We start from the raw sequence: 20,789 nt of genomic DNA, 5'->3' as shown, positions 1-20,789 counted from the left end.
CCTATTCCAGATACCACGTTGCATTCACAACAGAGACTTCCGCTTCCTGATACACACCATAATAATAGGTTTCAAAGAACCCTTCTTCCCCCACATCCAACCAGCTTGGATATACATCCACATAAGACTGGCCCAAATAGCTACCGTCTGTACCATAAATGTCGACCATGACAGTGACGGAGGAAATCGGCCGGGTCGCATTGTTTACGATTGAACCGCTAATATAAAGGTCACCGTACATATCGAGCGCTGCGTCAACGCTCACTATGCTTACTGCCGCTGTTCGATTCTTCAGATCTTCTTCCGCAGCCTGCTGCTCCGCCAGTTCGATTCGTTCCGCTTCCGCTTTTTCAAACGCCTTTTTTTCACTGAGCACCCTATCACGATACGCAGTGAGTTTTTCATTTTCCGGCGCATAGGACAACCCTTGATCCACAGTTTGTAAAGCTGCTGTGAAATCCTTTTTCTTCACTTGTTGTTCAGCTTGCTTATAGCTAAGGCCAGCCATCTTGTCGATAATTTGTTTCTGAACCGCCTCGGCTTCTTTGCCCTTCAAATTCGATACGGTATCCAGCTTCTCGGCAAGTGCCTCTACCGTCGTCAAACTATCGATTTCCTTCTTCACCTTCAGTACGGCCAGTGTGACCTTTCTATTGTTTAATGTCGCACGCACTTTGGAAAATACTGGTTCTTCCCGCTCGTTCAGCACTTTGGTTACAGCCTGTATGGTCTTGTCTCCTGCTGAGAGTTTCCCTGTCTTCAAACTTGTGGCCGCCTCATTTAACTGATTCATCAGATTGAACGCCTTCGCCGTAATTTGGCGATCCTGTACAAGTGCATTATAGTTCGGTCGTTTTGCTAAAGCGGTGTCCAGCAACTGAAGTGCTTCTTTATACTTACCTTCCAGGGCTGCTTGTTCTGCCTGTTGATGCAGCGATTTCACCTCTGAATTAATACCCATCTCCTGCTTGTAATAGTACGTCAACAAAGCCCCCATCACCGCTGCCAGAAGCAGTGGAATAATCCAGCTAAATGCGCGACCTTGGTTGCTCTGCTTCGGTGCAGACTGATGCTGCCTGGATAATAAATTGACTGCTTTTCCCGCTCCACTCTCCAAACCAACCGCTGTTTCTGCCCAAATCTGTTCTTCTGTAGAGCCTGAGTCTTTTAATTTCGTTCTACACTTTCTACATGTGCTGTCCCCTGGACTGCTTTTGGTCCCACATACGTGACAATACACCCTGATCCCTCCATCAAAAAGAACGTATGTATACTATGCTTTTATTACATGAATCGACACTTATCATATAGCAAAAAGGTAAATTGCACCATATATTTGTGGTGTATAATGGAAGTATTCCAACTGTGAGGTGAAACGGATGTTATGTCGTATCGTTCGAAGTAATTAGTCGTCGGGCTGGGTCAAAACGCGTACCAGCTATCATGGGATACGTCTGCCCTTTTGAGCCTGTTCGGCATCTATCGTAACGATTTCGCACAACATCTGCCTAGAATGAAGAACTCACATTGGAGGGAAATTATAATGAAGAAAAAAATGGATTATACTGCTTTTTACGAACGCATAGGCCAAATGAATGGCTGGGATTTTAGCTCTTTGAAAGTGACTTCAGAAGACATTGGATGGAATTTTTACGAGGAAGTTACACGCTGCACCGAACCGTCCGATCTAATGCTTGATATTGGCACAGGTGGTGGAGAAGCTGTTCTTTCCATCGCGCATGCCGCACTGTTATTGGTTGGAATCGACCTTTCCCATGGCATGATTGAAACTGCACAGCGTAATCTCAAGGCATCCGGTTCCAAGTCGAATGTCCGTTTGGTGCATATGAATGCAGAGCAACTGACATTTCCAGATCAATTCTTTAATGTGGTATCCTCCAGACACTGTGATTTCTGCGCTACAGAAGTATACAGAGCTTTGGGAGATGGGGGTATATTCCTTACTCAGCAAGTCAGTGAAAACGATAAATGTAACATCTCAGAGGCCTTTGGCCTTGGACAGTCAATGGGCGTTCAACCAGGCACATTGATGGAACGATACAAACATGAACTTGGCGAAGCAGGTTTTCAAGATATTCAGGTTCGGGAATATAATGCTACGGAGTATTACACCACACCTGATGATCTGCTATTCCTCCTGACCCATGCACCGATCATTCCCGGTTTTGGTGAGAGGGAATTTGACTTCGAGTGTTTCCAACAGTTCGTCGAGCAAAATCGCTGCGATAAAGGGATTCGAACGAACTCAGCACGTTTTATGCTGACTGCCCGGAAATAAATCTATAACATAAAGGCAAAAATAAGAGCCCATCCACCATTTTGGTAACATGAATGGTGGATGGGCTTTTCAAATACTATTTAGATCGTATTTAGTACCAAATTACTGCGTGACTCCCTTTTTCTCCAGGAACGGCTTTAATTTATCCAACACATGATGACTGCCGCCTCGTCCGTTCACTTGTTCAATAACCGCGGCTATAAGGAAGGAAGGTGAATCCGTATCAAACACCACGACAAAACCGTTCTCCTGTCCCTTCTCTCCCTTTTTGGCCTTCAACTCGGCAGTCCCTGTCTTCGCCGCCAACCCTTCAGGAAGTGAGTCCAAGGAATGGGCCGTTCCTCCCGATCGGGTTACGACTTGGCCCAAGGCATCCTTCACCGTATTTGCGACTTCAGGCGTAATTACAACTTCCGGTTTGGTGGTTTCCTTTTCCTCGATCAGTACAGGCTTCACCATTTTCCCTTCATTAATAAAAGGGGTGAAGGAGGACGCCAGATGGATCGGCGACATCAACATTTCTCCCTGTCCATAGGATGTGTCAGCGAGCAACACCTCGGATGACAGATCGAGATGAGCCTCGTTCGCATACTGGCTTGGTTTCAAATACAGTTCATCCAGTCCAAAGTTATCTCCAAAACCGAACTTCTGGATACCCTCTATAAACTTGGCGCTGCCCATCTCAACAGCTTCCTTCGCAAAATAAATATTGTCCGAGTAGACCAGCGCATCAACCATGTTCACCGGGGTTACACTTTTCACACGCTTCACATAGTAACCGCCCCAGCTCTCATCCTTGCGCCATTGCAAACCAGAGATATCATGGGATTTATCTGCTGTGGTAACCTTCTCCATCAGACCTGCCGCTGCCGTAATGGCTTTGAAGGTTGAACCTGGTGCATAGCGATTCGTAAACCTATTGATAAAAGGAAGCTGCTCATCTGCTGAATATGCATCCCATTCTGCCTGTGTCAGTCCCGTAACCATCTTGTTTGGATTATAGGAAGGCGCACTGACCAGTGCCAGCAGATTACCATCCGTTGGATTCATCATCACCATCGCTCCGGCATCACCACCACTGGATAGTGTCTTATACAACTTACGCTGTTGCTCGGAGCTGATCGTCAGTTGAATATTCTGTCCATCCACTGCATCCTTGCGGATAAGCTCTGAGCGAGTGTTGCCAGATTCATTGGTGATCTCGATCAGGCCACCTCGTTCGCCGCGAAGCTGTTTCTCCAGTGATTGCTCCAGTCCGGCTTTGCCAATCCAATCTTCCGCACGATAATAGCCTTCCGTATCTTTCTCCAGATCCTCCTTGGTGGCCTTACGAACATAGCCGATCAGATGAGCGGCAGCCTCCCCAAGCGGATAATACCGTATTTCCTTGGATTGAACTTGCACACCAGCCAGTGCTGCAGGCACCCTGGAGTCCTCTGTTGAAGCAATGGGAACAAAATATTCCGGCTTCACCCATTTCTGTGCAAGTGCAGTGTTAATGATATCTGCTGTGACTTTGTAATGCTCCGCGATTCGGGCGATCATCGTGTCCGGATTTTCTCCCAGCTTCTCAGGTATGATCCCCCATTCATACATATTTCCCTTTGTTGCTAGGGGCAGCCCTTCACGATCAACAATGTCTCCACGTTCCGGGAAAAGCGTTCTCACCCGAACTTTGCTCCCTTTGACCATGTCGGTCAGAATCATGGATGGCTTCCAGTTGATCCGCCAGACTTTCGCTCCGTCCTCAAGCTCTTCACGTACCAGTTTCAATGTATGCGTCTCATTCACTTCCCCCAGGAAGGTCGTTAGTTGCAGGCTGTAGTCCACCTCATAGACATCCGGGTTTTGATTTTTATTTCCACTATTCGTCCCATTCTTGTTCTCTTTATCACCGTTATCCTTGCCTTGCTGTGAGCTGCTGTCCGTTGTCTCTTCGGTTACCTTCGGTATCAATTCTGCCTTTACCGCAGAAACCTCCATACCCGAATAAATCGCGTTGTATTTTTCCACAAATTGCTCACGGTTCATGCCAGACTCATTCAATGAAGCAGGCGTCATCAAGGGATACAGTTGATCGAATTCTTTCTTTTGTAAATGCGCTATGTATTGATCAACGGTTGCCTGGGGTTTCACTTCCTCTGTTTTGCTATTCTGCATGTATAAGTACATTCCAATTCCACCGGCAAACAAGATGGGAAGCAGTCCGTATATAATTTTACGTTTTGATTTCATGGTCATATCACCTCTAATATACACTATAGATTTCCAGCCGCATTTAAACAATGGAACAAATCTGACGAATTTATCATTAAAAATAGCCGAAAGCTCACATAATATGTTTAAATAAGGATAGTGAGATTACAGTAAAGGAGCCCGATGATGGAAATCAGCTATTTTTTACTCCCCAAAGCCGAAGTGGCCTATATCAAGTCTTCCGCTTCCATGAAAGATGCGATCGAGCAGCTTGAATTGCAACATTATACCGCCATTCCCGTGATTGACCAGGATGGAAAATATGTTGCCACCCTGTCCGAAGGCGATTTGTTATGGAAAATGCGGAGCACCCCCGGACTGACATTTGAAACGATGGATCAGGTTCAGGTGCATGAGATTGACAACCGGGTATATAATGAATGCGTCTTTATCAAGGCCGAAATGGAGGATATGCTGACGCTCGCAGCTGACCAAAACTTTGTGCCTGTGGTGGACGTGGATCGTGTCTTCCTTGGTATCATCCGTCGCAAGGATATTATTGAGTATTACACGCGCAACATATCCGACTGATTTTCAATTGAATATAGCCCTTTGCCGATGAAAGATGAAAGATATCAAAAGGCTGAAACAAAAATGACGAGCCCTGGCTTGTCATTTTTGTGTTGGGTGCTCATGTCAGATCACATCTTCCGCTTGGCGAAAACCTCTCACTGGAATGCGTATGGGTGCAATCCCTGCGTGACAAACAAGGTAACCTGTACACTGCACCCCAGGGCAAGAACGACATCTCTCCAGACGAACTGAACGAGATGGCTTATCTATATTCTATAGAGAGGAGGCAAGTAAAGCATGATCAAGAAGTGGAAAAAACTGACGCTTGTCGCCAGCCTTGCTGTGTTATGGAACGTATATCCCATTCAGGCTGTTCAGGCAGAGCAGCTCAAGGTGAGTGGGAATACACTCCATGAATGGAACAACGGAGCCAAGGTAGACGCCAGCGTTGATAACAAAGGCAGTATTCAGATTAAGACCTCCACACAGGGGCTCAAAAAAGGAAACTATTCGGCCTACGTCTATGAGCTGAAAAATCGGGACTGGTCAGGCTATGGTGCTTTGACTTTCTCCATCCGCAATGAGTCGGACCAAAAGCTGCCTCTTAATATCGTACTGACCCGATCGGATAAACTTTCCCTGACTGTGTCTGATAATCGAAACGTCATCGTAGTCGAGAAAGCAACCGGACAGGCTCAACTGGTTCGCCCGGTATCCGGCCTGATTGAGTTGGAGCCAGGATTTGTCGGACAGATCCGCATTCCCTTTTCCAGCCTAATGGTTCAGAACAAAGCCAACACGACAGGTCAAGTGATCTTGGGCAAAGTCATTGGTTGGGGCATTACAACCACTACTCCCGAAAACGCCAAGCTGAGCTTCCGCATCGGCAATATCAAGCCTTTGTCCAGGAAGCAAGCTGTGGCGGAGAACGGGCTCACTACCTTGCAAATGACTGGTGACGAGCGTGTGGTGAAGCCTGTAACCGGGGAATCCACAGTCCAATACGGTGTTCAATCCGCCTCAGAAGAAACGCCTGATGTAAAATTCCAGCTCGACACCCCCGTTCAGGGAGTATCCATTACACCGGATGGACTGCTTACGCTTCATACCGATGCCGATGCCGAACAGACCACCATCCGCGTACTTGTAAGTGGCAAATGGAATCTGACAACAACCGTCATACTGGATCGCTCTTCGGCCATGAATGTTCAGGAGAATGATGGGTCGCCACGTTCTATTCCTGACCCATCTGAAGTTACCAAGGTGCTCAGCCCTGCGGACCCACTGATGAAAACATCGGTGGGATGGTTTATTCGGCTCTTGTTAACAGCTGCCGGAATCCATGGACTCATACTCTACTGGCTATGGAAAAGACAACGGAAAGCCCCTGGCGCCAAGCGACGTTCCCGGGAAGATCGACAAGCAAGGCGTCCTTTTCGCATGTAAACGCACGTATTTGAATCCATATCGCCGCAGGATCTCGTGGATGAATTTTTTTCTTACGGAGCGAAAGATTAACCCGCTGAAAGATCATACTTATATAAAAAATTAAAAGGAAAGGGTACCCCACGGCCAATGATTTGGCAGATAGGGTACCCTTTTCATCTTGTAATCCGTAGAATCAGTTTCGTTCACGCTTCATCTTTTGTTCCTTATAATATTGCAAAACGTCACGCGGACTGCCTTGAAACGCTCTTTCCTTGCCATATGCGTATGCCTGGTTCAAATGAGTAAAAGCTTCATCATGCTGCTCTAGCCTCATGCAGACGATACCAAGATCAATTATAGGACCCGTATTAATATCCGAACCTCGTGTTTGCAGGGCTATTTCAGCCCACGGCTTCGCCAGTGCATATTGCCCCAAGTCCATATGCGCATTCATGTGACAGGAAGCAATCCAGCTCGCCATTTCCCAGTCGGTCTTCGGCTCAGGCAGCATCCCCCAAGCCTGATCATAATAGATCAGGGCTTGCTCATGCTGCTGCGTTTCATCCAGAACATTGCCTGCTTCTACCGTTTCAATAATTTCTCTCTCCAGTTCGGGATACTCCGGTGTCAGATCCTTCACACCGCAACCTCCTCCTCCAGTTCGAAATACCATTCCAGAAAGTTATTGAAACTCGCCCACTGCGGTGTGCTTTCACCGCTCAGAAAACGTTCGATCGATTCGCCCAGCTCCACCAGAGCCACATCTCCCGTTTGGCGGTTATAAAAGAATCCACCCTCGCCCTCAAAGCTGTCCAGCGGTATGTAGGCTTCTGGCAATCCCAACGTAAGTTGAGCCACTGTCATGTCCTCCAAGTATACGGTGTTTTCCATAACCCAGCAGATCTGATAGATCTCCTGATGTCTGCTGTAAAAGGTCGGACCATCATCAGCATGCAAATAAAACTGTGCAAACTCCGATTCAAGATCTATACCCAGTTGACGTAAAGCTTCTACATACTCTGCTGGTACATCTTCATGCCACCAACCCTGATTTTGACAATAATCAATCACTTTATTGGATAACATATTAAGCCTCCTAATGAATCAAACATGATGAGTGTAAGCCCTCTGGCTGTAAGATGGCTTTTAACTTTATAACCTAACCTGTTATCCCGTTAGACAACTTAATTGCAGAACGTATCGAGTGTGGTTGCCCATCACCCATTCATGAAACATATAAATACTGTATCAAAAGAAGAAGTCGAATGGAAATGGAGACATTTCTATTTACCCATCCAAAAGCCCACGATGAGCAGAACACTCCGCAACCAGCCTCAATTTCCTTATTCTGGCGCAACTTCCCCCTCATTCTTTCGTCTAATAATTGATTAACAACGAAGGAGATGACTATGCGAATAAGTTGCAGTCCTGGTTTCCCCGGAAGCATGATTGGTTCAATTGAACTCCAGCCGTCCAAGTTTAATACGGGCGTTTCCCATAACAGTGAGATTACTCATCATGTTGATCCTGACCTCATTGCTATTCCTTACATCGAAGACCCCGGATTCGGTTCATTCTTTGATGCGATGAAGATGATGAAGGGAACGTTCCAAGAAGAGTTTCACGTAAGCTATGATGTGGAATTTACGATTGATGTGGATAAAAAGGGGTACATCACCCAGTTTGAGCATACCTTTGCACTGGAGCGTTATCTTGATCTTGTGCGGACGAAGTCCTATAAAGTGATTAAGACGAATTGGAAGGGACGTTCCTTCCATGTCATGACTTACAGTTATATGGAGGAAGTGTGCAACCCGGATAATGTAATCTTCAAATGTAACCATGCAGAGGATGTTTTTGTCGTAGCAGAACTTGTCCCCTATTCTGTCGGTGGTGTTGTGGTGCAGCCCAACAATCTGTACCTTCACCTCCGTGCATTAATCTCGGCGAGAGATGATCTCTATCCGATCGACTATATGTGTGAACCTGATTTCGATCTAAGCATTGAAGCCTAAATTCCACATCATTTAAATACAGCAAAGAGCACAAGGCGTTCCTGGCTTACTCCGGATCACCTGTGCTCTTGTTTAATATAGGTTCTGCTTACCGAAAAAATCAAATCTCAGGGGTGGTTAAATGGATTTTCGAGAAGAAACACCCGAAGCCAAAAGAGAACGGTTGAGACAAGAAGAATTAAAGGGAAACTCCGTGGGTACGTTTGGTGATGGTATCAATCGTGCTCAATTTGGAAGCTTATCCGATTTAGTTGGCGGTTTGGGATGGAAAGGCACCGGAATTCTCATTATATTATTGGTAGTAGGCTATGTAATTTATAAATTAGCGTTCTGAGAAGGATAGGCATAACGATGCATTCTTTGCTACTTGAATAAATAAGCGTATTCAAAGCTTTCCACCGAACACGCTTATTCGTTTGCAAAATTACTCGCGCTGCAGATGTCAAACCTTTCACTTCAAATCCCGCCTTCATAATCAGCCCTGCTCCGAGAAAACCGCGGCCCGAGACAATCTGAGCTGCCAAGCACATTGGGTTCGGGATGTAACCGTTATCATATTTAACCTCACTACATCCGAAACTCATTCTGGCTAATTCTTGATCGAGGAACAAGAGTTTCTCTCTATTATTTTGCTCGGAACGATCCTGTTATTCTCGTACGTTCCTTCCAGAATACCCAGCTTATGCATGAGCAGCCTTACCGATTGAACCCCCAGCTCAGATGGCTGCAGATCCATTCCCGTCAAAGAAGGCCTTACCTGGTGCATCATGGACTGATCGCCGCAGATGACAAACAAAGAGATATCTTCCGGCACACGAAGACCCGCGTCGTTGATGGCATTATGGGCACTAAATGCAGTACGGTCGTCGTCTGCAATAATGGCTGTTGCTCTCTCCGTCTGGTTCTTCACATTATGAAGTGTCTCATCATAGCCATATTTAATATACTTGTCCGAATGAATGCCCGGTTTATAATGGATCATTCCGGGCTGGATCATAACACCATGCTCTTGCAGCACCCGGACAAACTCTTCCGTACGTTCAATGGACACGGTCATCTGCTCCCCGGCGTTCAGGAACATGATGTTCCGGTGCCCCAGCCCAAGCAAATAATCGCAAATATCGCGGATAATCTGTTTGTTATCGTTATTGACGGTAGCGACACCCTGAAGTCCCTTGTTAATAATTTTGCCAATGGTAACGAACGGGATTTCATGCTGATACAGCAGATTGATCCGGTCATCCTCTTCTGTAGGCCCCAGCACAATGGCCCCGTCAATAGGATAGCTCGCCAGTGAAGGTGTCTTCACCTCTTCCGCAGCAATCATGTCCAGAAGCACCCGATATCCGTAAGTGGAGGCTTCCAGAATGACGCCGTTGATAAACTGATTATGGAACACGCTGAAAAAGAATTTACCGTGCGGAATCGTAAGCCCGATCGCCATTGTTTTCTTGGTGACCAAGCTTCTTGCAATATGATTCGGCACGTAATTCAATTCCTTCGAGATTTGCAGCACTTTCTCGGTTACCTTTTTGCTCGTCGGCCTTTTCTGGCTGAATACGTTGGATACCGTTCCCTTCGATACACCCGCCAGACGGGCCACATCGTCAATCTTTGCCATTAGGAACAACCTCTCCTCAACACTAGTTCGATTTCATCCTCGCGAGTTTAAAGATGACTGTTTGTATCATCAGGTACATGTCGATGGTAAGGATGTCCTGGATTGCACCTCATCCTCAGTCTCGATTGGAACGCCGCGAAGCTGAAGCTGCTCGGCATAATGACAGGCAGCAAAATGATTATATCCTACTTCTCGGAGTTCAGGAACGTGCTGGATGCATTTATCCGTCTTGTACGAGCATCGGGGATGAAAGTGACAGCCGCTTGGCGGATTGGCCGGATTCGGCACTTCCCCTTCCAGTATAATTCGTTCTTTTTTGAAATCCGGATTCGGTTGGGGCACGGCTGACATAAGCGCCTCTGTATAGGGATGCTGAGGATGCGAAAACAACGATTCCGTTGTCGCCAGTTCCACAATTCTGCCCAGATGCATGACCGCTACCCGGTCGGAAATATTCTGTACGATGGAAAGATCATGCGAAATAAAAATATACGTGATCTTGAATTGCTCCTGCAAATCCTTGAGCAGATTGATAATCTGTGCCTGAATCGAAACATCGAGGGCTGAGACCGCTTCATCACAGACAATCAGTCTGGGCTGTGTAATCAGTGCACGTGCAATAGCTATCCGCTGCCGCTGTCCCCCGGAGAAGGCATGCGGGTAACGTTTCAGGTAACCCACATTCAGACCTGTTTTCTCGGCAATCTCCATTACTTTCGCTTCCACTTCCGCCCTGCTCAGCTTAAAGTTCGCAATCAGCGGCTCGGCAATAATATCGAATACGCTCATTCGGGGGCTGAGTGAGGAATAGGGGTCCTGAAAAATCATTTGGATGTCCTTGCGATATGCCTTGATCTCTTTCCCCTTCAAGTTAAGGTAATTCACTTCTTTTCCATCTTCCGCGTGATAGACTACACTGCCTGAGGAAGCATTCACACCTCTGACAATACAGCGTCCTAGCGTCGTTTTCCCACAGCCGGATTCCCCTACAATACTCAAGGTTTCCCCTTCAAGGAGTTCAAATGAAATTTCGTTCAGAATGTGAATGGGTTTGGGCTTTTTGAACAGGGCTTTTTTGGATTTGACCTGAAAGCTTTTGTTCAGGTTGAGGACTTCAAGAATGGGCTTGGTCATTGCTATTCTCCTTCTCTCTGGTCCGCGTACAGGAAACATCTGACCATATGCTGGTCTGAGATCGCGGTTTTCGGTACAGCCTGACGATTACATACGCCTTCAATCCTGTCCTTGCAGCGATCATAGAATCCGCACATCGGGGGCATGTTGATCGGCATCGGAACAGAACCTTCGATGGAATCCAGCCGTTTGCTTTTGTTTCCTCCCAGTCTGGGCATTGATTTAAGCAACCCCTTCGTATAGGGGTGCTTCGGATTGTTAAAGATTTCTCTCATTGGGGCTTGCTCAACAATTCTTCCGAGGTACATCACCGCAACCTCGTCACACATCTCCGCGATAATACCCAGATCATGGGTCACCAGCAGAATGGCCATGCCAAATTCCGCCTGCAGGCTTTTCATGAGTTCCAGTACTTGAGCCTGAATGGTCACATCGAGCGCTGTGGTGGGCTCATCGGCAATCAGAATTTCAGGGTTGCAGGACAACGCCATGGAGATCATCGCCCGTTGACGCATACCTCCCGAGAATTCATGCGGATATTGATCGAAACGCTTGGCCTGATCGGAAATACCGACTTTGCTCAGCATCTCTAATGCGATTTTTTTGGCCTCTTTTTTGTTCTTCGTCTGATGGATTCGGATCGCTTCCATGATCTGATTCCCGATGGTATACATCGGTGAAAAGGCCGTCATCGGCTCCTGAAAGATCATCGAGATTTTGCGACCTCGGATGGAGCGAATCTGCTTGCCCGTCGGTTTCAGGGATAACAGATTCAGACCATGGAGGGCCAATTCCGAGTCTGAATTGTAAGTGATTGTTCCACTCGTTTCACATTCCTTGGGATTGATGCTGATGATCGATCGGCTTGTCAAGCTTTTGCCGCAGCCCGATTCCCCTACAAGCCCAAGAGTTTTGCCTTTGTATATATTGAAGTCGACTCCATCCACGGCATTCATGACGCCGTTTTCCATCTGAATCCGAATCTTCAGGTCTTGTACGGACAGTAAAGGTTGCTCCTTATGAACAGCTTGAATTGCCATGCTATCCCCTCGCTTCCCTAGTATTTGGACAATTATTTTTTGTACGGATCTGCCGCGTCACGCAAGCCATCGCCGATAAAGTTATAGGTCAATACTGTCAGAATGACAAAAGCCAGTGGAATGAGCTTCCATGGATACAGAGCCACATTTTCAATCTTTTGGGCCTCCTGAAGCAGTACGCCCCAACTGGTTGCCGGCGAACGGACGCCAAGGCCGAGGAAACTCATCGCCGTCTCACCCAGAATCATGCTGGGAATCGCCAGGGTTGTCGCCACGACCAAATAACTCATGAAGCCTGGCAGCAGGTGTTTGATGATAATCTTGGCGTCCCCTACCCCAGCGATCTTTGCAGCAATTACATAATCTTCATTCTTCAATGAAATGAACTTGCCTCTGACGACCCGTGCCAGATCCGTCCAGCCAATAAAAGCAAAGATGATAACGATGTATAAATACATAGTCACTACCGGAATGCGCGGTGGAATTGCAGCGGATAATGCCATCCACAGCGGCAGCGTCGGAAAGGAACGGATGATTTCGATGATGCGTTGAATCAAGGAATCAATCCAGCCGCCGAAATAACCGGAGATGCCTCCAATAATCAAGCCCAGAATAAAGCTAATGCCTACGCCGACCAGCGGAATGCTGAGTGAAATTTGACTGCCCAACACGATCCGGGAGAACAGGTCACGACCCATGCCGTCCGTGCCTAGCAAGAATATTCTTCCTGGCTCATCTACGGCGAACAAATGCGTGGACATCGGAATCAGGCCAAGAAACTTATATTCTTCTCCTTTTACAAAGAATTTGAAGAAGTGCTTTTTTTCGGTATCCGGGACAAACATTTTACGCAATGTTTCGGGGTCACGCTCACTTTTCAGCTCATACACAAACGGCTTGATGTGAAACTTGCCTTCCGCATCGACAAATCGAAGTCCCATAGGCGGTGCATTGACGTACTTGCTGTCATAGCTTTGCAGCCCATAGGGCGCAATAAACTGCGCGAACAGCGCAATGACGTAAAATGCAGCCAAAATGAACATACTGATTCGGGCCAGCTTGTGTTTCTTGAATTTCTGATAGATCAGCCGCCACTGCGAGCTGTAAACGGTATCTTTGGGTACTGCTGTAATTGGGACTGCCGGCCTTTGACCTTTAAATAACGGTAGTGGTCTCATGATTAAGATCCTCTGAACTCTGTACGTATTTTGGGATCAAGCCAAGCCAGCAAAATATCGGAAATAAGCGTTCCGAGAACCGTCAGCAAAGCCATGATCAATAAAAAAGTTCCAGCAAGATACATATCCTGACCGAGCAGTGCATTATGCATAACTGGCCCTTGAATCGGCAGGTTTAATACGATTGCTGTAATAGTAGCGCCGGTAAAGATGGAGGATAATGACCAGCCAAAGGTACTCACAATGGGATTCAAGGCTGCACGTGTTGGATACTTGAACAGAATCTGCATCTCTGATAGACCTTTGGCACGAGCTGTGATGACATTCGGTTTATTCAGCTCATCGAGCATCTGTCCCCGCATGATCCGAATCAGATCCGCAGTACCCGAAAGTCCGATAACAATGACCGGAATCACCATATGCTGCATTAAGTCTTTTACCTTGTCCATGGACCACGGCGCATTCACGTATTCGTTGGAGAATAAGCCGAGCAACGGATTGCCGAACCACTTATAGGAAAAAAACATGAGAATGATAGCTAACAAAAAGTTGGGCGTTGCCATTCCGATAAAGCTCAGGCCGGAGAAGAAATAATCGCCCGCAGAGTACTGCTTTACCGCCGTGTAGATCCCGACCGGAATCGCGATTATATAATGGAAGGCCATCGTTACCAGCGAGACGACCAGCGTCAGTCCCATATACTGCTGGATTACCGCCATCACCGGTTTGTTGTAGTTGAACGAGAAACCAAAGTCGCCATGCAGTATTATTTTCTTTACCCAGACGAAATATTGTTCATAGATTGGCCGGTCCAGCCCGAGATTCGCCCGCATGTCATCCATTTCAGCCTGAGTCATGATATCCCCGGAAGCGGACATCTTGGCCGAGTAGGAGGATACGTAATCGCCAGGCGGCAATTGAATAATATAGAAGACGATAAAGGAGATCACAACAACAACGGGAATGGCCAACAGAATTCGTTTTAAAATGTATTCAAACATCTATTCCTCTCCTCTGCACCGCGTGAATGACACAAAAGGAAACAATAGCAAGGATAAATCCCTCCTCACTATTGTTTACCTGAATGCTTCACCAGCTATTGCTTGATGAAAAATTGTGCCGGATGGCCTTGACCCAGCGAGCGATACTCATCGGACCAGATGAGATCCGTAGGAATGTTATGAATTTTATTCGAAGCCGTAATCAGCACCGGAGTTGGTCCCGCATATCCGATGACCCATTGATTCTTCTGGTGCAGTTTTACGATTTCATTGCTATACTGATTGATTTCATCCAGTGTCTTGCTAGCTTTGACCTTTTCCCAATACTCAAGGATTTTAGCGACATCGCCTTCAGGCTTGATGCCTTCTTTGCCGCCAGATTGGGAGTACAAACCGTAATGACCGAACCATGGAGTGATTACACGGAGCGGAACCATGGTATCCGGCCGGAAGGCTACGTTGACGACAGAAATATTCTCGGTAGTCATCGGAATCTGGTTGGCATATTTCATATCAAAATGAGTGCCGCCGTCAACCACTTTCAGGTTCGTGCGCAGTCCCATATCCTCGTAGTATTTCTTAAGCAATTCGAGGAAGGATGCCGTATCGGTCGTGTTCTCGATCACGGTAAGCGTGAGCTCGGAGCCGTCAGGGTTCAGACGAAAGTTATCTTTATCCCGCTTGTTCAAACCAAGCTCGTCAAGAATCTGGTTGGCTCGTTCAGGATCGTATTCCGCCCACTGCTGAGCCCACCCTTCCTGATAACCCATTACGCCTTGCGGTACGGAAGCTTGAATCGGTTCGCCCAGTCCACTGGTGACAATCTCAGATACCTGGTTACGGTCTACCCCAATAGAGAGTGCTTCCCTGAACTTGATATCCTGAAACAATTTGCGGAGATTCGAGTCCTCTGTTGTCTGGTTTAACTGTATTCCGGCGCTGGACCAAGCTGGTTGTGTCCAAGGGATAATACGGTAGTCGCCTTTTTTCTCATTCTCTTTCAACACTGTGAAGTCTTTGGAATCAAAGATCACCAGGTTGTAATCACCGGCAAGGGTTCCAAGTACCTTTTGGCTTGGATCTTGAATCTTGGTCGCTACAATTCGGTCGATATACGGAAGCTGTTTGCCTTCTTTGTCTGTTTTCCAGTAGTACGGGTTGCGCTCCATGACAAACTGATCGCCGTTCGGATCATTGGTTGGCACCCATGCTCGGAGTGTAGGGATCTGGTAATGCAGCCAGTCCGTATACCCTGTTTCCATCAAGAACACTTTGGGATCTTCATAGCCCCACTGCTTCGTGATCTCTAGTGTTTTGGCATCACCAACAAACTCTGGAAGGATGGTTTTGTGGAAGTGTGCGGGAGCGAAGAACCACTTGTTATCAATGGCTACACGTTCCAGGAAGAGCACGCTCGGATATTTGTGGGTTACGGTAAACGTGTAGTCATCGACCTTTTTCACTTCAGCCAACGCTCTATCTCCGGTAACAGGGTCAACGGAATAATAAGCGTCATAAATCTTTTTGCCGAAAGTTTCTTTGGTCAACATATGCTCCCAATAGAAGAGGACATCATCCGCTGTGAAAGGAACACCGTCGGACCACTTCATGCCTTCCCGCAAATGGATGGTGAACACGGTGGAATCTTCATTCACTTCATAGCTTTTGGCTACGTTAGGCTCAACCTTGTTACCCTCCTTGTTGAAGCGGAACAGCGCTTCTTCTGTCGGTTGGCCTATGCTCCACTTATCAGGAACGCCAGTCCAAGGCATATTCCAATCTCCACCGTATTGCCCGATTTCTTCAACAACCTCTTCAACCATAATGTCTTTGGAAGCCGGCAAGCGCTCAGCCAGTGCAGGCAATTTACCTTCATCAACAAGCTTTGCCAGCATCGGCGCTTCTTTTGCACTGTTGTCCGTAACGATAGGTTCTTTCACATTTGATTCCTCATTATCGTTGTTAGCAGAAGAAAACGAACATCCTCCCAGCACAGTCGTGATTAGAACCAGAACAATTAACAAATTGCTTTTCCTCTTCAAGCTAAACCCCTCCACATTTGGATTTACCATTAAACTTGCCTGCATTGCTCTGGTTGGCGCTCACCTCCCTGACGGAATAAACCACTATGTAAATATGTAGGCATAATTAAACCGGTTTAATAATGAGGCGAAAAAGAAGTTCTCCTTGGGAAAACATCACTCCGAATTAAACCGGTTTAATTACTATATAAGAAAATGTAAAAGATTTATTTGTATCAAAATACTTGGCTTACTGTGTTCAAGCAATAGCGATTCATCAAGAAATTGTTGTTTCTTCAAAATGACTTTCAGGAATTTTTCAGGAACAGCTTGGTTCATTTCAAATCATATCCACACTCACAAATCCAAGTATAGGTTCCAATTGTACTTGGATTATTATCCAATCATCAATTTTTGGTAAAATTCCACAATATCTTCTTTTATTTGCGGTTTGCAGTTGTATTTAGTCGGAAGCGGAATTTGGCATCCTCGCCGTACCACATGGGAAAATTGGTGCCCCAGATATTGTTATGCAGATTAAACTGCCATCCGGATTCAAGCGAAACAAACGAATTGTCGAATTGCAGCAGTCTTCTCTGTCCAGGTGCGACTAAAGGAGAATCCAGCGTTTCAATAGAGGCGTGTCCATCTGTGCCCTCATAGAACACTCCCCTGTCTACAGCGTGTAGATTGCGGTTGCCGTCTTTTACAACATTCAACGGGGAGATTCGTCCACCAAGCTTATCCATCATCCACAGATTGGGGTTATCCACCTTGAGCCCGCATCCGAACCAACTGGCCTCCGGAAGACGATTGGCTTCTTTTCCAAACCATTGCAAGCTAACCTCAATCACTCCTGCCTGCGTAAAAGTGTACACCAGCTCCAGTTCCCTGGGTGCTCCGTACAATTCATGACTTTCTGCTGGCATGGATAACCGGAACCCGTACGTATCGCCATGAGCACTGCCTGAAATGTTCATGTCGGTCACGATTGGCAGGTACACCTGATGGCTTGGCTGCGGGCGCACAAATTCAAAGCCAGGCTTGCTGAAATCGGCATCTGCCCAAGGATGGGTCACCGGAAGGTTCTGCATATAAGTGCGGAAATATCGATCGTAATCCTCCGTACCGAAGGTCTCATAGGCATAGGCCCCGAACGGTTGCTTTGCGTCCACCCAATTCTTTCCCTTCCCGTCCTTCAGCTGAATCAACGCCCCATTGTTATTGAAGGCCAACTGATATCCGCCACTGTTATACACTTGATGGGTTGCTGCAAATACGTTGCTGGATAACACACTTTTAACCGGGTTCAATTGTTCAAAAGCTTGCTGCGCTTCCTTCTGTTTATCATCACTCAGGCACGCCACAGCCTTGTCCAAATAGCCTCGCTGTTCCGCCCAAGAGCGCTCTATCATGGAATAAGTGCGACGGCTCGTCTCAGAGGAAAATAATCCACTGGAATGACTGTCGAACTCATCCATGGCGAACGCACCGATATATTGAAACTTTGCTGGGATATCATCCACATCGACGTCATTAATTTCCCGCGCCCGGTTGAAGTCAGACTTAGCATAATTCCGGAAATCCGGAAGCCATTTCTTCACATCAAGCCCCCACGTATGTTCCACAACAAGCAGCATGGCATCACTCATGCCTTTATATTCAGCGTCTGCCGGATCGATCCGGCCTTCGGTCAGCCACTTGTCTCTTAACCGCTGCAACTGGCGGAATCGGGCTATTTTCAGCGGGTCGGTACCGCCTCCATGAATCCAGGTATCCCCGAGCTCTTCACGTACAACAGGCAGTTGGTCCCGAACCTGATCAAGATGCATTGCAAATGCATCCAGAGACGAAGCCATAATCTGTGCATCGGGGTAACGTTCCTGGATATGGTGGAACTGTTCACGAATCTCTTCTGCGCTTGGCGGTCCGCAATTGTCGCCCGTATGAGCGAATAACAGGATATCATAGATACCTTCGATTTCGACCGCCTCCCCGTAAGTGTCCGCATAGTTGACGATGATCTCACTGCCATCCGGTGCCTGCCACCTGAACAGCTTGGGCACATCCGGGCGCATGGAAGCCGGATTAACCCCAAGATGCATATAACGGATTCCGGCTTCACTCATTAAAGGCACCATGGACAGGGTATGGCCGGGTACATCGGTCATTTTTGCTGCAATGGTTGTTTTACCAAACTGTTTATCCAGATCCATTCCAATGGACAATCCGTAGCGAAATAATGAGGCGTCCATCAGTTCGGTATGCGTCGTGAACGGCAGACCGTGCCACACGATATGACCTTTGCGGATCGCCTGTTCCATGGCCTGTTTTCCCTCTTCGGACGCATGATTCAGATAATGGCGGATCAGCCAGGAGCCTGTGGTCCATATGAATCTCTCCCGTCCTCCCTCCGCTTCCAACTGCTCAGAAAGTGCGATTGCTTTGGGCACATATTCTTCCACGTACTGCCTTACGACATTTTCCGCCAAGTGGGTAAATCCGATATCCAGGTGCGTTTTGAAAACGACATGTACTCTTTTTGGGTTAGTCATTGTTGTCTGAGCCTCCGTTGATTCACAGTTATCACTGTTTTTTGAATAATCCCGGTCGATCTCTGGTGCAGTCCTTTAATAAGCATGGGAGACCCGCTTCACGTGAAAGCGAGTCCCCCTGTTTGATTTCGTTTAATCTAATATAACGTCATTCGTTAGTGCACCTTTTTCCTGCGGTCCTGTTGGTCCCCCTGCAAGCAGCGGCTGACCAAAGAAGGAGCCTTGAGACGGATTTCCAAATCTGTAAACCGACAGGCTATTGGGATTGCTGTAATCCCTGTCCAGCCATGACGGCCAAGCATTCCCCAGGCCACTGCCTGTCCGGTTATTCGGATCATACTGAAAAGCCTGGATGTTGTTCCAGGTATCCCATGCCGTTCCCTGATTGGTTACATCAATCAACTGGGTCACGACAAGTTCCTGATAGACATGATTGCCGGGGTCTTTCCACATCCCATGGGAACCAAACGCCGAATAGGCGACAGGATGTGTATTGTTTATTTTGTCCACTTCACCCCAGTTGTAAGTTGTACCGAAAGAATGTGCACCATAGTAGACTTGTACCGGTTTCACATAGTTACTGTTCTGATCGGTGAACTTCGCCAATCTGACCGTAACCCGCTCCCAGTCCCCCACATGATCTCCCACTTCCGTGCCAAACACCGTTTTCCCAAGATCATAAGGACTGAACTGGAAATATACCAGGTCAACGTTGTTATATTCCTTCTCCACCCAAAACGCGTAGATTGGCGCATTAGCCAGATCTCCTGTAAAGTACGGCAGTTTCAGGGTATAGGGGTTCAACTCTGTTTTTGTTTTGAATTCATACAATCCCGAATCTGGGTTCACATACCGATCCACATGAGGCAGCGTATGTTCTACCGAAGACGGAAAATAGTTCTCCCCCTGGGCAAACCAGATTCTTGGCGCAAAGGTTTGCAAAATTTCACGTTTGGCTGCATCACTGTAATTGTTACCCGGAACGGCAACCGATGTGTTATCCATCGGAGAGATGGCTTCAACCTTCAGGCTCGATACCGAATCATTAATGTCACTGCCAACATAAATCGCATCTGCGGTCAGAACCTTGGAGTAGCCGCCGAAATTGTAGTCTTTGTACAGTGTTACCCTATACCCGGGGGCTACACGGATTGCAGAGATGGTGTCATTCCCTACTCCAGACTTCAGTTCTTCCACATTATAACTGCCAGTATCAAACTGCTGCTCAAAACCTCCATAAGGCGAATTGGAATACGCGATAACCGGTTTATTGGGGCCTCCGATCTGCTCCACTTTCAGGCTGGAGGTCGCGTCGTTAAAATCATCCAACCATCCTGCGTCCCCGGTCAGCATTTTGGTACCTCCGGAAAAATCCTTGTCACGATATAAGCTTAAACGATATCCCGGGGCTACCTTTACCGAGGATATTTTATCGTTGCCCACCACGTTAAGCTGACTCACATTAAACAGGCCAACCCCAAACTGTTGGGAGGTGCCTCCAAAGTCTCCATCCTGGTACACTGTTACGGGATTATCCTCTGCCGCCTGCGCAGGCTGCGCCAGTGGAAAGAAAAGAGATACTGCCAAGAACGAAGCTGCAAGCAAGGATTTGATTGTCATCATCGGGCTCCTCTTCGAATATTGATTTCGTTTATTGCCAACGCTCGTACGTTCATTTCTTTTGGCTCTGCAGGTCATTTCCCAGGATGTATGGTGGCGCTTTCCGGG

Annotated in this window: 17 protein-coding genes; 5 read left to right on the top strand and 12 right to left on the bottom strand. The window is 47.1% G+C overall.

Annotated elements, in window-relative coordinates; translation table 11 throughout:
- Position 1: 1 nt before the first annotated feature.
- Positions 2 to 1,240 carry an FxLYD domain-containing protein gene (locus tag QP794_RS27665; RefSeq protein WP_285079951.1) on the bottom strand — a complete coding sequence of 413 codons (1,239 nt, stop codon included), beginning with the start codon at positions 1,238 to 1,240 and terminating at the stop codon, positions 2 to 4.
- 303 nt (positions 1,241 to 1,543) lie between these two features.
- Between QP794_RS27665 and QP794_RS27660 the strand changes: the two genes are divergently transcribed.
- Positions 1,544 to 2,299, top strand: coding sequence for a class I SAM-dependent methyltransferase (locus tag QP794_RS27660; RefSeq protein WP_285079950.1), 756 nt, complete (start codon positions 1,544 to 1,546; stop codon positions 2,297 to 2,299).
- Positions 2,300 to 2,401: 102 nt separating this feature from the next.
- On the opposite strand, the gene QP794_RS27655 is transcribed toward QP794_RS27660, so the two are convergent.
- Complete coding sequence (locus tag QP794_RS27655; RefSeq protein ID WP_285079948.1) at positions 2,402 to 4,534, bottom strand: penicillin-binding transpeptidase domain-containing protein; 2,133 nt, start codon at positions 4,532 to 4,534, stop codon at positions 2,402 to 2,404.
- Positions 4,535 to 4,681: 147 nt separating this feature from the next.
- On the opposite strand from QP794_RS27655, the gene QP794_RS27650 reads away from it, so the two are divergent.
- Together QP794_RS27650 and QP794_RS27645 are read left to right on the top strand one after the other, a co-directional pair.
- Positions 4,682 to 5,086: a CBS domain-containing protein gene (locus QP794_RS27650; protein WP_024631266.1), complete on the top strand. Its 405-nt coding sequence runs from the start codon at positions 4,682 to 4,684 to the stop codon at positions 5,084 to 5,086.
- 279 nt (positions 5,087 to 5,365) lie between these two features.
- Positions 5,366 to 6,514, top strand: a complete 1,149-nt coding sequence (locus QP794_RS27645) for a hypothetical protein (RefSeq protein WP_285079947.1) — start codon at positions 5,366 to 5,368, stop codon at positions 6,512 to 6,514.
- 175 nt (positions 6,515 to 6,689) lie between these two features.
- Here QP794_RS27645 and QP794_RS27640 read toward each other — a convergent pair whose 3' ends face one another.
- Together QP794_RS27640 and QP794_RS27635 are read right to left on the bottom strand one after the other, a co-directional pair.
- Positions 6,690 to 7,136 carry a hypothetical protein gene (locus QP794_RS27640; RefSeq protein ID WP_285079945.1) on the bottom strand — a complete coding sequence of 149 codons (447 nt, stop codon included), beginning with the start codon at positions 7,134 to 7,136 and terminating at the stop codon, positions 6,690 to 6,692.
- Complete coding sequence (locus tag QP794_RS27635; RefSeq protein WP_285079944.1) at positions 7,133 to 7,582, bottom strand: hypothetical protein; 450 nt, start codon at positions 7,580 to 7,582, stop codon at positions 7,133 to 7,135. Before QP794_RS27635 ends, QP794_RS27640 begins: the two co-directional genes overlap by 4 nt.
- A 359-nt stretch (positions 7,583 to 7,941) precedes the next feature.
- Between QP794_RS27635 and QP794_RS27630 the strand changes: the two genes are divergently transcribed.
- Together QP794_RS27630 and QP794_RS27625 are read left to right on the top strand one after the other, a co-directional pair.
- Positions 7,942 to 8,511, top strand: coding sequence for a hypothetical protein (locus QP794_RS27630; RefSeq protein ID WP_285079943.1), 570 nt, complete (start codon positions 7,942 to 7,944; stop codon positions 8,509 to 8,511).
- 121 nt (positions 8,512 to 8,632) lie between these two features.
- Positions 8,633 to 8,845, top strand: coding sequence for a DUF6366 family protein (locus QP794_RS27625; protein ID WP_285079942.1), 213 nt, complete (start codon positions 8,633 to 8,635; stop codon positions 8,843 to 8,845).
- A 255-nt stretch (positions 8,846 to 9,100) separates the two neighbouring features.
- Here QP794_RS27625 and QP794_RS27615 read toward each other — a convergent pair whose 3' ends face one another.
- The 8 genes from QP794_RS27615 to QP794_RS27580 form a co-directional block, all read right to left on the bottom strand.
- The gene (locus tag QP794_RS27615; RefSeq protein ID WP_285079941.1) at positions 9,101 to 10,132 is read right to left on the bottom strand and encodes a LacI family DNA-binding transcriptional regulator; all 1,032 of its coding nucleotides are present in this window, start codon (positions 10,130 to 10,132) and stop codon (positions 9,101 to 9,103) included.
- 69 nt (positions 10,133 to 10,201) lie between these two features.
- Positions 10,202 to 11,266, bottom strand: a complete 1,065-nt coding sequence (locus QP794_RS27610) for an ABC transporter ATP-binding protein (RefSeq protein WP_285079940.1) — start codon at positions 11,264 to 11,266, stop codon at positions 10,202 to 10,204.
- Positions 11,267 to 11,268: 2 nt separating this feature from the next.
- Positions 11,269 to 12,306, bottom strand: coding sequence for an ABC transporter ATP-binding protein (locus QP794_RS27605; RefSeq protein ID WP_285079939.1), 1,038 nt, complete (start codon positions 12,304 to 12,306; stop codon positions 11,269 to 11,271).
- Between the two features lie 32 nt (positions 12,307 to 12,338).
- Positions 12,339 to 13,484, bottom strand: coding sequence for an ABC transporter permease (locus tag QP794_RS27600; RefSeq protein WP_285079938.1), 1,146 nt, complete (start codon positions 13,482 to 13,484; stop codon positions 12,339 to 12,341).
- Between the two features lie 2 nt (positions 13,485 to 13,486).
- A complete protein-coding gene (locus QP794_RS27595; protein WP_024631276.1) occupies positions 13,487 to 14,485 on the bottom strand; it encodes an ABC transporter permease in 999 nt (332 codons plus the stop codon).
- A 95-nt stretch (positions 14,486 to 14,580) separates the two neighbouring features.
- Positions 14,581 to 16,527, bottom strand: a complete 1,947-nt coding sequence (locus QP794_RS27590) for an ABC transporter substrate-binding protein (protein WP_285079936.1) — start codon at positions 16,525 to 16,527, stop codon at positions 14,581 to 14,583.
- A gap of 419 nt (positions 16,528 to 16,946) precedes the next feature.
- The gene (locus QP794_RS27585; RefSeq protein WP_285079934.1) at positions 16,947 to 19,061 is read right to left on the bottom strand and encodes a DUF5054 domain-containing protein; all 2,115 of its coding nucleotides are present in this window, start codon (positions 19,059 to 19,061) and stop codon (positions 16,947 to 16,949) included.
- Between the two features lie 132 nt (positions 19,062 to 19,193).
- A complete protein-coding gene (locus QP794_RS27580) occupies positions 19,194 to 20,684 on the bottom strand; it encodes a Vps62-related protein (protein ID WP_285079933.1) in 1,491 nt (496 codons plus the stop codon).
- Between the last annotated feature and the right edge of the window lie 105 nt (positions 20,685 to 20,789).

This window comes from Paenibacillus sp. UMB7766-LJ446 (assembly GCF_030226665.1).
Lineage (GTDB): Bacteria > Bacillota > Bacilli > Paenibacillales > Paenibacillaceae > Paenibacillus > Paenibacillus vandeheii.
Note: the sequence above shows the minus strand (reverse complement) of the source record. Positions and strands in the feature narration are given on the sequence as shown.